12 protein-coding genes are annotated in these 14,372 nt (G+C 47.3%); 9 read left to right on the top strand and 3 right to left on the bottom strand.

Going from position 1 to position 14,372, the window contains the following annotated elements; all coding sequences use genetic code 11:
• Positions 1 to 54: 54 nt before the first annotated feature.
• On the bottom strand, positions 55 to 1,569 hold the full coding sequence (locus MGMO_RS00670) for an alkaline phosphatase PhoX (RefSeq protein WP_023493074.1): 1,515 nt from the start codon (positions 1,567 to 1,569) through the stop codon (positions 55 to 57).
• A 427-nt stretch (positions 1,570 to 1,996) separates the two neighbouring features.
• Between MGMO_RS00670 and MGMO_RS00665 the strand changes: the two genes are divergently transcribed.
• From MGMO_RS00665 to MGMO_RS00630, 8 genes are all read left to right on the top strand, one after another.
• Positions 1,997 to 3,136: an MlaE family ABC transporter permease gene (locus tag MGMO_RS00665; protein WP_023493073.1), complete on the top strand. Its 1,140-nt coding sequence runs from the start codon at positions 1,997 to 1,999 to the stop codon at positions 3,134 to 3,136.
• The gene (locus MGMO_RS00660) at positions 3,133 to 3,942 is read left to right on the top strand and encodes an ABC transporter ATP-binding protein (protein ID WP_023493072.1); all 810 of its coding nucleotides are present in this window, start codon (positions 3,133 to 3,135) and stop codon (positions 3,940 to 3,942) included. Before MGMO_RS00665 ends, MGMO_RS00660 begins: the two co-directional genes overlap by 4 nt.
• On the top strand, positions 3,935 to 4,849 hold the full coding sequence (locus tag MGMO_RS00655; protein WP_023493071.1) for an MlaD family protein: 915 nt from the start codon (positions 3,935 to 3,937) through the stop codon (positions 4,847 to 4,849). Before MGMO_RS00660 ends, MGMO_RS00655 begins: the two co-directional genes overlap by 8 nt.
• The gene (locus MGMO_RS00650) at positions 4,846 to 5,400 is read left to right on the top strand and encodes an ABC-type transport auxiliary lipoprotein family protein (RefSeq protein WP_023493070.1); all 555 of its coding nucleotides are present in this window, start codon (positions 4,846 to 4,848) and stop codon (positions 5,398 to 5,400) included. The genes MGMO_RS00655 and MGMO_RS00650 overlap by 4 nt, the downstream gene beginning before the upstream one ends.
• A gap of 344 nt (positions 5,401 to 5,744) precedes the next feature.
• Positions 5,745 to 7,109, top strand: coding sequence for a Trk system potassium transporter TrkA (trkA, locus tag MGMO_RS00645; RefSeq protein WP_023493069.1), 1,365 nt, complete (start codon positions 5,745 to 5,747; stop codon positions 7,107 to 7,109).
• Positions 7,110 to 7,292: 183 nt separating this feature from the next.
• A complete protein-coding gene (locus tag MGMO_RS00640) occupies positions 7,293 to 8,750 on the top strand; it encodes a TrkH family potassium uptake protein (protein WP_023493068.1) in 1,458 nt (485 codons plus the stop codon).
• Between the two features lie 140 nt (positions 8,751 to 8,890).
• Positions 8,891 to 9,559: a Bax inhibitor-1/YccA family protein gene (locus tag MGMO_RS00635; RefSeq protein ID WP_023493067.1), complete on the top strand. Its 669-nt coding sequence runs from the start codon at positions 8,891 to 8,893 to the stop codon at positions 9,557 to 9,559.
• Complete coding sequence (locus MGMO_RS00630) at positions 9,549 to 10,130, top strand: hypothetical protein (protein ID WP_023493066.1); 582 nt, start codon at positions 9,549 to 9,551, stop codon at positions 10,128 to 10,130. Before MGMO_RS00635 ends, MGMO_RS00630 begins: the two co-directional genes overlap by 11 nt.
• A 4-nt stretch (positions 10,131 to 10,134) precedes the next feature.
• Here MGMO_RS00630 and MGMO_RS00625 read toward each other — a convergent pair whose 3' ends face one another.
• Complete coding sequence (locus MGMO_RS00625; protein WP_023493065.1) at positions 10,135 to 10,602, bottom strand: MEKHLA domain-containing protein; 468 nt, start codon at positions 10,600 to 10,602, stop codon at positions 10,135 to 10,137.
• A gap of 144 nt (positions 10,603 to 10,746) precedes the next feature.
• On the opposite strand from MGMO_RS00625, the gene MGMO_RS00620 reads away from it, so the two are divergent.
• Entirely contained in the window at positions 10,747 to 11,490 is a 744-nt protein-coding gene (locus MGMO_RS00620) for an Hpt domain-containing protein (protein ID WP_023493064.1), read from the top strand.
• 73 nt (positions 11,491 to 11,563) lie between these two features.
• On the opposite strand, the gene MGMO_RS00615 is transcribed toward MGMO_RS00620, so the two are convergent.
• Positions 11,564 to 14,356: a FimV/HubP family polar landmark protein gene (locus MGMO_RS00615; RefSeq protein WP_023493063.1), complete on the bottom strand. Its 2,793-nt coding sequence runs from the start codon at positions 14,354 to 14,356 to the stop codon at positions 11,564 to 11,566.
• Positions 14,357 to 14,372: the final 16 nt, after the last annotated feature.

The raw sequence follows: 14,372 nt of genomic DNA, 5'->3' as shown, positions 1-14,372 counted from the left end.
ATCAAAACCCGCATCTTCAAGGATGCGGGCAAGAGGCATAGCCCTTAAGCTCAATTACCGTTTCTTCTTCCAACCGCCGATCTTCACGATCGCACCGTGACCCGTGACGTTGTGTTGGATGCTGACGTAGTATTCATTACCGGCCGCATTGAACACGCCACCGCTAGATTCTGCGGTCAGGTCATTCAATGTAGCGATCTTCACACAAGCATCCGCTAATTGATTGCTATCCTTTCCGTCATCCAAACAATCCCAAATGTCGTTGTTACGGGCTGGCGTGTAAGAAGCGCCATCACCGTCTTCATTGATGACCCAATTGCCGCGTCCTGGTTGGTAAGCGATGTTATCAGGCATACCGAAATCCAGGAAATGTTCAACCAAAGTTTGATATTCTGGGATGGATGTACCTGCTCCAGAATTGACAGTGTAGGTGACACCACCAGAAACTTGGTTAACCGTGGAAATAACGGCAGACTGAGCAATAGTGCCGTCAGTTATACAGAAAGTTTCACCAAAGTTATTGCTGCTACCGTCTGCGTCGTCACCCGTATTGGTGCCACAAATACGGACATTGCCAAGCGCAGCCGCTTTTTTGTCAATGTCCTGGTCTTCTGGGCGGTAACCGTGCGACAGTTTAAGGGTTATCGCTGCGGCCCCTAAATTAGAACGCGATACTGCCGGCGTTGTAGTTAGGGCAGATCCAAACTGGCCGTCCGTCACTTCAACCCAAGCACCGCGACCAACATTGTTGCCTTGACCGAAATCTGTATTGCCATTGCGATGCCCAACACGCAAGCCGAAAACACGGCCAGCAGCCAGTGGCGAGTTGTTCAAGTCGGTAATTGGAGCGCCACCAGCCCATAAAGTAGATGGGATGAACTTGAAATAAGCGCCGCCTGGGACACCATTACCTGGACGTTTTTCATCTTGGTAAAGGGTTACGCCGTTTGGCAACACAGAGATACCTTCAAAAGACAATTGACCCAGAGCCGATAAGAAGCGCACTTTCGTGTCGTCAGATGTTGTTGTGGTAGAGCCAGAACCGTTGACTGTAATACCAGTGGTAGTCAATGGATCAAGGATTTCGAACATACGGCCATTCACACCCGCTTCTTCACCTACAATCACAGTACCCCAAGGCGTGATTTCAGCAGGGTCGCAGCCACTCATACCAGATGAGATAATGTCTTCAACAGAACCATCAGAAAGGCTGATACGTTGGACGCCGACACTGGTCGCACCTTGTTCGTTACAGGCTATTATATGGGTCGGTGCTTTATCGTTTGGATACAGCACCATCATGTCAATATTAGGAGCCAAGTTAACCGCCGCACTTACAACCGTTTTGGTAAGTCCTGGTGCTACGGTAATCATGCTGAGTGGGTCAGCGTTTGCAGTCACTGCATCTACTGAGGCTATAGACGATGCGCCTAATGTGCCCAGTGTACCGAATAATTCCAACGATTCTTGACGCGCTTCATTTTCGACCTCTTGACCGAAATCGAGGGCATGTGCGCTTGATGCCGCAAAAATAGTAGAAATCGCCAAGGAGAGAACTTTCATTTTCATTTTTAACTCCGGATAATTATTTTATGTTTATTGAGGTAAGCTATCGGATGTACGTTATGAGGGATCACTTGCATCCGCACAAGATTCTATTTTGCTGATGTTACAAGGCAATGACCGGTGTGTTTCAGTTTAGTGACAGGCGCCAATGTCCATTAAAGAATGGGGAGAGATGTCTATCTCTGGTATTGTGTTTAAGGAAACCCTTCATTCTCGAAGGGCCTGCTCATGGCATCCTCAAATTGATATTTTAGAAACGGTTTACTGATGGGAGAGATGCGCGACTGATTCAAAGGAACTAGAGCGATGTTGACAAATCCACTCTTGTTCCCCGTGATAAAGTGCTGCGTACGGTCGAATTTTATTGTGCCTGAAAGTTATTGGGACTAGGATAACTTGAAATATTCCGCTTAAAACGTGCTTTTATCGCATGGACGACAATAGAACCAACTTAAAAAAACAAGCAATATTGGAATTGATTGGACAAAAGGGTGGAAAATCCAGCGCCTGCCTGTCCGGCGATTGGACGTTGAGCAACTTGACAATAGACGCTTCCCTGCAAAAAAATATCAAGCAAGCCGCCAACAATAGCCATTTACATTGGGATCTACATTCGGTCAATGTCCTCGATAACGCGACAGCCTTATGGCTTTGGCAAGCATGGGGACAGTCATTGCCTGCAGAGTTGGAGATAAAACCGGAACATCTGCGCCTTATAAACAAGTGGCAGTCACAGACAGTGCCTGACTCAAGTTCACCTGGCTTCTCTGTCGCACTAACGGCCAATTACCTGGCGCAAATGATGGCGAACGTTTTTAAGCAGTTCCTGGACTTTGTCACGATGCTGGGGCAATTATTGTTGGATATAGGCCATCTGCTACGGCATCCCGGCGATATTCCTTGGCCTGAGATTTCTATCACTATTTTTGAGTCCGGTGTCAGGGCGTTGGGTATTACGGCGTTGGTGGGATTCTTGATCGGTATTGTGTTAAGTTATCTCTCCGCCCTGCAATTGAAATTGTTTGGGGCGGAAATTTATATTATTGATATTCTGGGCTTGAGCATTATCCGTGAATTGGGCCCGTTACTGGCGGCGATCCTGGTCGCAGGCCGTTCCGGTTCGGCGATTACGGCCCAAATCGGTATCATGCGGGTCACCGAAGAACTGGATGCCTTATCGGCGATGGGGATTTCCCATTCCTTGCGGCTGGTTTTGCCCAAGGTCGCGGCACTGACAGTGGTCATGCCATTGTTAAGCGTGTGGACGAGCGCTACTGCGTTAATCGGTGGCATGTTCTCAGCGCAAAACACCCTGGACATTAGTTATCAACAGTTTTTGATTAAACTGCCGGATGCCGTACCCTTACTGAATGTCTTTATCGGGCTGGGCAAAAGTGCCGTATTCGGCCTGATGATTGCGTTGATTGCTTGTCATTTCGGTTTCTGTATCAAGCCAAACACTGAAAGCCTGGGCAATGAAACGACGAATTCCGTGGTGGCGGCAATTACGGTGGTGATTATGGTCGATGCCTTGTTTGCCATCCTGTTTATGGACGTGGGGATGCCATGAGCCAACCCGATGCCGTCCGCATGGAGCACATCTGGACTCGCTTTGCCGATAAGGTTGTCCATAAAGACATTAATCTTACCCTGCCGCAAGGCGAAATACTGGGACTGGTCGGGGCATCGGGTTGCGGCAAGACCGTGTTGTTGCGCGAGATTATTGGCTTGCAAATACCCAGCCAAGGTGAAATAGTTGTGATGGGCGAATCGTTAAAAACGATTTCCAGTAGCCACGGGAAACGGCTACGCAACCATTGTGGTGTACTATTCCAGAAAGGGGCATTGTTCAGTGTGCTGGACGTGTTTGAAAATATTGCTTTCCCTTTGCGCGAGCTGGGTGTTGATGACGAGGAATTCATTAAGCGTTTGGTGTTCATGAAGTTGGAAGACGTGGGCTTATCAGCACGAGATGCCTGGTTAAAACCGGCAGACTTGTCCGGCGGCATGACCAAGCGGGTCGCGCTTGCCCGTACCTTGATCCTGGAACCCCGTTTGTTATTGTTGGACGAGCCGACATCAGGACTGGACCCTATTTCTAGCCAGGATTTTGTGGATTTGCTTTCAGGACTGCATCGAGACCTTAAATTTACGGTGATCTTAGTGACGCACGATTTGGATATATTGCGGGATTTATGCACCCAAGTTGCCGTACTGGCCGACCAACAGTTGGTGGCCTTTGGTACATTAGCCAATGTAATGGCCAATCCGCACCCGTTTGTGCAACGGTTTTTCCATAACCAACGCGCCCAACGCGTGTTCCAATATCAACCTCAAGCCCAACCCCTGCCTTCATCGGGAACACCGCATGGGTAGAAGCAATCGCGCCTTGCTGTCTGGACTGTTCGTGGCCATCCTGCTTGCCGCAACCACTGGCATCGTATATTGGCTGGGGCATTTGGAGCGGGAACGGGATGTTTATATTATTTCAACCCAGGCTTCCGTATCGGGACTCAACCCTGAATCGACCGTATTTTATCGCGGGATTGCCGTAGGCAAGGTGCTGGATATTCGCTTTGACCCTGAGAATGCCGGGATCATCCTTATCAAGATTGAAGTGGACAAAAACATCGTGTTTACCAAAGGTGTGTATGCCACTCTGCAATTAAAAGGTGTCACCGGCCTGACCCAACTGGAGCTTAAGGATTCTGGAAAAATAACCGAAAAACTGCCGCCGGGTGATGATGACTTTGCCAATCGCATCCCACTAGTGCAGTCCGTTACTGACAGGTTGCTGGATTCTGGGGATGAATTGCTCAAAAAAGCCGACCACCTCATGATCCGCTTGAGCAGCTTGTTGAATGAAGAAAACGAAAAGAATATTGTCGGCATACTCGCCAACCTAAAGACATTGAGCGGCAAACTGGAATCCTTGCAAAAAAGCGTCGATAACGCGCTGGTTGGCATTCCTGTATTGACAAAGGACGCAAGTAAAACCCTTAAAAATATTGATGCATTGGCAAGCGATTTAAAAACCCTGAGTAAAGAAGCCAAAAATCTCAGCAAAAAAGTCGGTACCGTTGCCGATACGGGTAATGTAGCCGGAAGCCAGTTCGTGCAAACCACTATCCCTAAAATGAATCAATTACTGACCGAACTGCAAGCGACGACAGAGCAAGTCAAACGTATTGCGACAACCTTTGAAAACAACCCGCAATCGCTCTTGCTGCCGGAACGCCAAGTGCCTGGCCCGGGCGAACCCGGCTACGAGGAGCCAAAATGAAGCCCCGAATGACTGGATTATTTATTTTACTGCTCATTTTGTCTATCGGCAGTTGCAGCCTGCTGACCAAGCCGTCAGCAGTGCATGATTTAGGTTACCCTTATACAAATACGCCATCCGAAGCCACCACGTTGCCCGAGCAACCGCCCGTCACTGTGGATGCGCCCAAATGGCTAACTGACACCCATATCCGCTATCGTTTGCTGTATGCCGCACCGACCCAGGTGCGGTTTTATTCACTGGATCGCTGGATAGCACCGCCGTCAGAACTTTTTGAGCAATTGCTCAATAACAGCGAAAAGCAATGGCCTACACCTGTCAACATCAAGCTACAGGTTTTTGAGCAACAATTTGATTCCGCAGAAAAGGCAAAAGTGGTCATGCGCTTCACAGCCACTTCGGTGCCGGACGACAATAAACATCAAGCCCAAAAACGGGAATTCAACCTGCAACTCCCCTGCCCAACGCCGGATGCCAAAGGTGCTGTTACGGGGTTTAATGTGCTAACTAAAAAAGCGGTTGATAATATCCATATTTGGCTAGTTAATTGATACTACGCAGCCCAAGACATGCATACCTACCACCCCGTACGCCGTACTGAACGCCGACGTTTTTGTCGGGAATAGCTTACGAATAACTTAGTTAGGTGTACGACAAAAAAGCCGCGCTTTATCAAAGGGACAGAAGTCCCTTTAGCAATCCTCGATAAGCGTCGGAGTGCGTGAAGAAAGTGTCTCGCTTTCGGATGCGAGAACCCGATTAAATCAAGCGTCGCGGCGGCAACACCATAATTAAGGGCCAACGCTATCTAACATCATTTATTCATATAGTATTTAGCAATCAAAATCAGTAAAATACGCTACCCCTAGTTTTATTGGTGGTTTAGAAGGATTTAATGAAGATACTCATTCTTGGGGCCGGAGTCACCGGTTCCGCTGTGGCGGCTGCCTTAGCCAGCGAAGAAAACGACATTATGGTCGTAGACTTTAAGCCACTCGTATTGGATGCGTTAAAAGAGCGTTTCGATATTGCTACCGTCGCGGGAAATGCCGCCCATCCCAGCGTCCTGGAACAAGCCGGGATACACGATACCGATATAGTCATCGCAGTCACGGACAGCGACGAAACCAATATGCTGGCCTGCCTTATTATCAATGCCTTATACAAGCGACCTAAAACGATTGCGAGGGTTAGGGCGATTGATTACCTCAAACATCCAGAGTTGTTCGGTTTCGAAGGGATTCCTATCGACCATGTGATTAGCCCTGAGATGATCGTGATGGAAGCCATCCGCAACCTGATCGACTTTCCTGGCGTTTTGCATATTTCCGATTTTGCTGACGGATTGGTGCGTTTGTTCTCGGTCAAAGTCGGCGCCAATGGTTTCTTGATAGACAAAAAAATCAAAGATTTGAAAGAACGCCTAGCGGACGGAAAAATTCGTGTGGTGGCAATTTTTCGGCAAGGCCAACCGTTGGCAGTCAATGGTCACGCCGTGATTAAATCGGGCGATGAGATCTTTATTGTCGCACCGCGAAAAGAAGTACAGCGTGTATTGCAATCGCTCAACAAACTTGAAGCCCCGATCAAGCGCATTATTATTGCTGGTGGTGGCCATATTGGAAAGCGACTAGGGTTGGCGTTAGAAAATGACCATCAAGTTAAGATCATTGAAAAAGACCCCAGACGCGCCAAGAAAATCGCCAATGAATTGCATAAGACTGTCGTCTTGAAAGGCGATTGCGCGGACGAAACCCTGCTGCTGGACGAATCCATCGACAGCGCCGACCTGTTCTGCGCCATCACCGACAATGACGGAGTGAATATTATCTCCGCCGCACTGGCTAAAAGCTTGGGCGCACGGAAGACTATTTGCTTGCTCAATCACATTTCCTACAGCAAATTGCTGCCCGGCACGGGGATAGACGTCGCCGTGCTGCCCAACCAGGAAACCTTGGGCAGTATCTTAAAACATGTGCGTAAAGGCGATGTCGCCCAAGTCAGTTCCCTGTGCGGCGGCACAGCCGAAGCGATTGAAGCCATTGCCCACGCGAGCGGCACATTTTCGGTCGTCGGTAAGCGTGTGGATGCGATCCATTTCCCTTCCGGGATCGTACTGGGGGCTTTGATCCGCAAACAGGAAGTTATCGAAATCCATCACGACACGATTTTTGAAGAAAACGACCATGTTGTCATGTTTGCAATGGAGAAAAAATTGGTTATCAATATCGAGAAAAATTTTCAGCCGCTGCAAAAATGACCATTTTTATTCAGGAATCGCCGGTCCAGTTGATTCCGTTCGTACCGAGCCTGTCGAACCGTAAACGGAATCAACATTTTTCCGTCCGTCCTGAGCTTGTTGACGGAGTTGCCCAGAGATTGCTTAGGTCAGTTAGACTTTGCCATTCGCGCAACTAAACCAAAAGCCTTTCTTGCCCAAATTATGACTGTCCTGCTTACCATCATCCACGTCTTTGGCCTTATTACGATGGGTTGCGGTGGCCTGATGTCCACCAGTTTGTTGACCTCGATATTCGCTAAAGACGGTGCAATGGATGCTTTTATTGAAGGCACGGCAATCACGCTCTTGCTGGGCGCGCTGATGTTTTTTTCTACCCTTCGCGCCACCAAAAAAGTCACCCGCCAAACGGGATTCTTGCTGGTTGCGATTACTTGGTCTGCCACGCCTGTGTTTAGTGCGATTCCTTTCCTCATTTACATACCTTCCTTAAGCTTTGTCGATGCTTATTTCGAATCTGTTTCTGGGTTGACGACAACGGGTGCAACCATCTTTAGCGGCATTGACAACCTGCCCATGTCAATTAACCTCTGGCGGCATGAGTTAAACTGGATTGCAGGGATGGGAATTATCATTTTCGCCGTGGCGATTCTGCCTATTTTGGGCATCGGCGGAATGCAGTTATACATGGCGGAAGCACCGGGATCGGTGAAAGAATCCGATTTGCCGCCTCGTATCGCCCAAACTGCCAAAGCCTTGTGGCTGGTATATGCAGGTATTACCGCCGTTTGTATTATCTCGTTGAAATTAGCAGGCATGAACTGGTTTGACGCAATCTGCCACGCGTTTGCCGCCATGAGTCTGGGCGGGTTTTCCACGCACGACAGTAATATCGGTTTTTTTGATTCAGTGCCTATCGAAATCGTGTTGACGATTTTTCAATTGCTGGCGGCAATCAATTTCGCTACCCATTTCGTGGTCATCCGAAAACGGTCACTGAGTCCTTATCGGGAGGACATGGAAATGCGGGGGTTTTTAACTTTGGTATTGAGTAGCTGCTTGTTTGCAGCTTATGTCTTGTGGGATACCGGCACATACCCGGACTTCCCAACGGCATTGCGCCATGCCACCTTTAATCTGGTCACAATAGCCACTGATTGCGGCTTCGCCACTCAGAACTTTAACCAGTGGCCTATCTTTGTGCCGATGTGGATGCTGTTCTTAAGCTGTTTATCGGCATCATCGGGTTCTACTGGCGGCGGTATCCGCATGATTAGGACGATTATCCTGCTCAAACAAACCCGTTTGGAATTATTCAAGTTTATCCATCCTTATGCCATTAAATCCTTAAGGATTGGCGACCAAATCATTAGTAACAATATCGTTACCTCCGTGACTGGGTTCATCTTTCTGTATTTCATGTGTATCGTCATCTTGGTATTTGCATTGCTGTTGACCGGACTTGATTTCGTTACTGCACTTTCCGCCATTATCGCCTGCTTCAACAACGCTGGACCAGGCCTTAACCAAGTCGGGCCCGCCACCAATTACGCCAGCTTAAGCGACCTGCAAACGATGATATGCTCGTTTGCCATGATACTCGGTCGTGTGCAGATTTTTTCCATCATCATCTTGTTCGTACCGGAATTTTGGCGTAAATAGGGGTTGTAAATCTTGTTTGTGTTAGATTTCGCACACGACTTTGGCAGGCAGCTCAAATTAACTTACCAATTGGTTGAAACTCTTGTAAGATTAGCCTGTCTCAGTTTTTGTTGTTCACTTGATTTAAGGAATTTACGTTTATGCGATTAAACACTGCTATTACCCGTACTGAAGAAAGTATCTTGTCAACTAATAAAGTATTGAAAAATACTTATTTATTGTTGTCCATGACCCTATTGTTCAGTGCGATGACCGCATGGGCATCCATGTATTTCAACCTGCCCCACCCTGGCATGATCCTGACAATGGTCGGCTATTTTGGCTTGTTGTTTCTGACCACAAAATTCAGTGACCGTGCTTTAGGTTTGGTTTTTGTCTTTGCATTGACCGGATTCATGGGACTGACCCTCGGCCCCATCATCAACATGTACACCCATGCTTTTAGCAACGGCAACGAGTTGGTGATGACTGCATTGGGCGGTACTGGTGCAATCTTCCTGGGGCTTTCCGGTTATGCACTCACCACCCGCAAGGACTTCAGCTTCATGTCCGGTTTTCTGATGGTCGGCATCTTGGTCGCATTCCTGGCTGGACTCGGTGCCGTGCTGTTCTCCATCCCTGCCCTGTCGCTGGCAGTTTCCGCCATGTTCATCTTGCTGATGTCGGGCATGATCTTGTTCCAAACCAGCGAAATCATCCACGGCGGTGAAACCAACTATATTTTGGCGACGGTTTCCTTATATGTTTCCATCTACAACCTGTTCCTAAGTTTGTTGCAAATACTGGGCGTGTTTGGCGGTGACGATTAAGTTTTTATTACAACCCATCAAATGCCCGGTCAATCTGGCCGGGCTTTTTTGTATCCTGTTGCTTTCCGGTTGCCAGACCGGAAAGTCGCCCGAAGAAGTCACCAGCTTATTTTGGCAGTCCCTGGCACAAGGCAAGATTGAAAATGCCAGAACGCATGTCACCCAAGACTCCCAACATTTGGTAAACTTGCAAGACATCGACACGCATTCGACCATTAAGATGGGCGTAGCCGTCATTGAAGATTCAACAGCCCGTGTTGAAACGACCATTAGCCGTAATAAACGCTTGGTCACTTTCGACACGGTTTTGATTAAAAAGGAAGGCCTTTGGGAAGTGGATTATTTGCAAACCCAAATGAACATCTCCATGATCCCTCTCGGGGAAGTCGTGAAAAGCCTGCAAAACCTGGGCGATACCTTTGCCAAGCAACTGGAGCAGCAACTTCCTCAAGTCCAAAAAGGAATAGAATCCTTGGGCAATCAATTGAAAAATGAAATCGACGAACTGGGACAGGATTTAAAAAAGCCGGACAACCCCAATAACCCTAAAACACCTCCAGGCAGTATTTAGCAGTTCAAAGAAATTCCCATTCCCCAAACTTTGCGGCCTGTCCTGCATAACAACCGTTTTCGTCAATTAAATTCCAAACCACTGCATTTTTGATCAAAAACCTGGTGCCCGTTTTTGTGATACGGACACCTTGATAACGATCCAAATAGCCTTTTTGACTTACTTCTGCCAGCAGATTTTCCCGTTCCGACTGATGGATACGTTCTGCCGATAACCTGGACGGCAGTTGAGTAAATTCTTCCCAACTAAATCCGAAAAGATCCAGGGCTTTCAGATTGGCATAATTGAACACCGGATCAGGTGCGATATTGTGGGAAACAATGACAAAAGGCGCATGGAATAAGGCTTGAGCCAAAGTGCCATGCGATTTGTTTGTCACGATTAATTCGTCTTCTAGGAGTTTCCTATAACTTTTTCTCAATAAGTCAGCATGTTCAGCGAGATAGTGATTGATTTCTGATGGGTAATTCATTACAAATGGCACTAGAAAAATGAAATCATGATGTTTTCATTTTATCAATAAGGCACCGATTATTTAAAATACTTGCCCAATCTTTTGTTGAGCCCATTCGTCTTGGTAATAATTGCCACTGTAATCATCATGAATCATTAACTTATGGATAAACCATCAGCCAAGCCGGGGCAATTCACTACGTTATTGGCCCACGCCAATAACCCGATGCCGCCGATTGCCCAAACGCAGGGTTTATGTAGTAACAGCGTGGTTTTGGTTAGCACAGAACTTGAAGCGGCAGAGGCAATTACCGACAAGCTATTTAACCTCATCATTGTTGACATGGAATTAAACGGATTAAGCCTGGTTTCCCTGGCAAAATCCCAGGACTGTCCCAATTGCAACACGCCTATCATTGCACTGCTTGGTAAAGGGATTAATCCCGACCAGAAAAAAGAGCTTATCGCCGCCGGTTTTGATGATTGCTTGCTAAAACCGCTGACCATCGACAAGCTAAATGAATTATTCCAGCTTTGGCGAGAAAATGACGGCTTAGCCTCGTTACTTGAATCTATCCGCACCTTATCGGTACAGCTAAGGAAAAATAAGGGGGTCATGTTGACCCTTTACGAGAAGCTTTTCGAAGAACTGCCCCAACAAATTGACCAGATCGCTTTTTCCCTCAAAGCAGGGCACTATCAAGTAGCCCTTGAGGCAGCACATACCATCAATTCTTCTGCAAAAATATGCTACCTGAATGACATTGAAGAACCGGCAATAGCTTTGGAAAATTGCCTAAACCACCAACGATACGACCTTGCCGAAGATTATTTTTTGATGTTGCAACGCAGCATTGAGACTTTACTAAAGCACCGCCAAACTATACTGGACCACCTTACAAAATAACTGGCATACAAAAAAATAGCCCTTATTAGGGCTATTCTGTAAAACCTTTGAATTACCGTTTATCGGCACAACTTTAACTCAGTTCATCCAGTAGCATTTGGGCCGTTTTCTTTTGTTCCGCAGACCCTTTTTCGATGACTTGCTCTATGATTTCTTTGGCGGCATCGGCATCCCCCATATCAATATACGCTTTCGCCAAATCCAGTTTGGTTTCGATTTCGTCCATATCTGTCAGGTCGGATACCATAAACCCTTGATCTAAACTGCTTGGCTTAGCTGTATCGGATTGCGGTGGTTCTAGATCGAAACTAAAATCTAACGGATCGTTGCCAAGCGAATCTGCCATAGGCAGCTTATCAATAGAAAATTCTAAGGTTTGATCAAGATCCCAAGAGTCCTCCGCGTTAATTGTCCCTATCTTTTCTGGTTTATTTTCTTCCGTTTTGTCTGATTTGAAATCAAATTCATAGGTTTCAAATTCGTTTTTGTCATCAAAATCGTCTAATTGTTCATTTAATGGACTTTTGCCGAAAGCATTAGCGACGGTATCGGTATCAAGCATATTTTCAGGTTGAGCTTTTGGGGCACTTCCAGGATAAGGCCCCAAGTCAAAATCTAACGCTTCGTTGTCCTTGAGTCCTGAGAGATCGTCTTCAAATAGATCTAGGTCAAGGTCCGGCCGTTCCTCGCTGATGTTTCCGCCCTTATGCGTTTCTACGGTTGGCTCATCTCGTTGCTGGACTGCCAGTTCTTCTTGTGATAATTTGGCCTCAAATACCGACTGCCCTTCTTCAATATCGGAAATATCAAAGGTTGCCGAACCTTGAGGCTCAGGGACATCTATTGGCTTGCCATTTGCGTCCTGATCTATTGTTGGGCTAAGCAGGACATTTTCAGCAAGCACCTCAGATCCCGTAGAAAATACCGCCGTATTACTGATGGGTGAAGATAAAAATAAGACAGATTCCGGGCTAATATCTCGACCTAATTCCGTCGCTTTTGACCAAAAATCCGTATCCCTTTGTTTGCCTTCAGCGACTAATTCGCTCGCATAATTTTCAAACCCTTCTTTATTTGAGCTCGCTTGGAAAATTTCAAGCAGCTTCAATTTACAATCATCTCGGTCGGGAAAATCTATGATCGCTTGCTTTATTAGGTCTTCTGCTTGTTGAAAACGTCCGTATGCCAAATAGACATCGGCCTCCGCAATCGGATCAATGTCGCCATGGTCTACGTTAAAAGATTCGAATGATTCAAAGTCACTGGCTTTAAAATCGTTCAGAAAAGAACTTTCACCCGCAAGGACGCCGGAATCGGCCCCACCTTTCCGGCTGCCGGAAAAAGGCCCCGATAAATCGCTGTTGCTTCGCATGCTGCTATAGTTACGAAACATGCTTTCAGCCTCGGTTTCTTGGCTAGCTTTCCTTTTTTGCCACCATAACCAACCAAAAATGGATAAGACCAATACCCCCAGGCTTCCCAATATCAGCGGTAAAGAAAAGCCAGAATCCTCCACAGCGGGAGCGGGTTGCACCATTTTATTTTCAATCGGTTTGACGATTGGCTTTGGTGGAACGACAGGTTGAACCGGTTGAGGCGGCGGCGCAGGCTGGCTTACTGGCGGCGTTACCGTTGGTTCAGGTTGGGCTGGAATTGGCGCAACTGGGGGGGGTAATTGTGCAGATGTAGAGGGTGTCGGCGGAGTTCCTAGTGCCGCCCCCTGGCCCGGATTTTGTAATTCCGCAAGCTGCTTGTCTTTTAATGCAATCAATTCTTGCATCGTCGCCATCTGTTTTTCAAGCGCAGCAATTTTGCTTTGCACAGCTTCATCGACTGCCGATGTCCCTTTGGTTGCGGCTTGATTTTGCGTGCCTGGGGGGGCTACCGCCGCAGATTGTGCAGGGGCATTTGCTGCCCCAGGCTCTTGCTCACTTGAAGGCGAAACAGTCTCGTTGGCAGCAACAGCCGCCTCATTTGGGGCTTCCAGCTTTAACTGGGTATCCAGGGCATTTTCTTTTGTAAGCTGAGTTTCCCCTGCAGGAACACTTGAACGGTTGTTATTCCATGCGTCATTGTGCCGTCCAAATTCAGCTAAAGCCTCCTGCCTAGAGGTTTGCTGCACCACATCTTTTTCTGGAACTTTCAGCGTCTTTCCGGCAGACAACGCATTCACGTTTTGTTGATAAAACGCATGTTGATTTTGTTGGTAAAGCGCAATCATCATCTGCTCTACAGAAACGCCGGAGCCTCGCACACGCTCTGCCACATGCCATAAAGTGTCATTTCTCCTGGTGGTAATTTGTCCACCATAATTACCGGCAGAACTGCGGGCTGGCCTATTTGCATGCCTGACAGGACGATTACGCGACGCATAATCTTCTTGCCCTGGCGAGTAGTTTTCGTATTTTGAATTTATGGGATAGGCGGGTTCTTGATATACCGGTTCTTGGTAAGTCGGTGCAGATTGCTGGTAATCGGCTGGCGGATCGACCAGCACAGTGAACTCCCTGTACAAATTGCCTTTAGGCCAACTCACTTCAAGCAAGAAATTAAGGAAGGGTTCTTTCAACGCCTCCCTTGACGTTACCTTGATAACCATCGAGCCGTTCGGCTTGATAATCGGTTGAAACCTGATTTTTGAGAGAAAGTACGACCAAGGCACACCGGCTTCATCAAATTTTTCAGGTGGCGCCAAGTTGACCTTGATATTGGTAGGATTTTCTCCGCGTGAAGCAACCAAGTTAATCTCGGCGTTGAGATTCTGGTTAAGGGCTGAGTGCACTCTGATATCACCGATCCCTAGTGGATGTCCACTAACAGGAGCCAGTAACGATACCACTGTCAGGGCTTTAGTTAAGTTGCGCACGCATCCATCTCCTTTT

It is taken from the genome of Methyloglobulus morosus KoM1, from assembly GCF_000496735.2.
Lineage (GTDB): Bacteria > Pseudomonadota > Gammaproteobacteria > Methylococcales > Methylomonadaceae > Methyloglobulus > Methyloglobulus morosus.
The sequence above is the reverse complement of the archived record's forward strand: the minus strand, read 5'-3'. Positions and strand labels throughout refer to the sequence as shown.

Excerpts from the sequence above, each read along its gene's own strand:
- MGMO_RS00655 (WP_023493071.1), top strand. The coding sequence starts at position 3,935 with ATGGGTAGAAGCAATCGCGCCTTGCTGTCTGGACTGTTCGTGGCCATC.
- MGMO_RS00640 (WP_023493068.1), top strand. The coding sequence starts at position 7,293 with ATGACTGTCCTGCTTACCATCATCCACGTCTTTGGCCTTATTACGATG.
- MGMO_RS00665 (WP_023493073.1), top strand. The coding sequence starts at position 1,997 with ATGGACGACAATAGAACCAACTTAAAAAAACAAGCAATATTGGAATTG.
- MGMO_RS00670 (WP_023493074.1), bottom strand. The coding sequence starts at position 1,569 with ATGAAAATGAAAGTTCTCTCCTTGGCGATTTCTACTATTTTTGCGGCA.
- MGMO_RS00620 (WP_023493064.1), top strand. The coding sequence starts at position 10,747 with ATGGATAAACCATCAGCCAAGCCGGGGCAATTCACTACGTTATTGGCC.
- MGMO_RS00660 (WP_023493072.1), top strand. The coding sequence starts at position 3,133 with ATGAGCCAACCCGATGCCGTCCGCATGGAGCACATCTGGACTCGCTTT.
- MGMO_RS00635 (WP_023493067.1), top strand. The coding sequence starts at position 8,891 with ATGCGATTAAACACTGCTATTACCCGTACTGAAGAAAGTATCTTGTCA.
- trkA (WP_023493069.1), top strand. The coding sequence starts at position 5,745 with ATGAAGATACTCATTCTTGGGGCCGGAGTCACCGGTTCCGCTGTGGCG.
- MGMO_RS00650 (WP_023493070.1), top strand. The coding sequence starts at position 4,846 with ATGAAGCCCCGAATGACTGGATTATTTATTTTACTGCTCATTTTGTCT.
- MGMO_RS00625 (WP_023493065.1), bottom strand. The coding sequence starts at position 10,602 with ATGAATTACCCATCAGAAATCAATCACTATCTCGCTGAACATGCTGAC.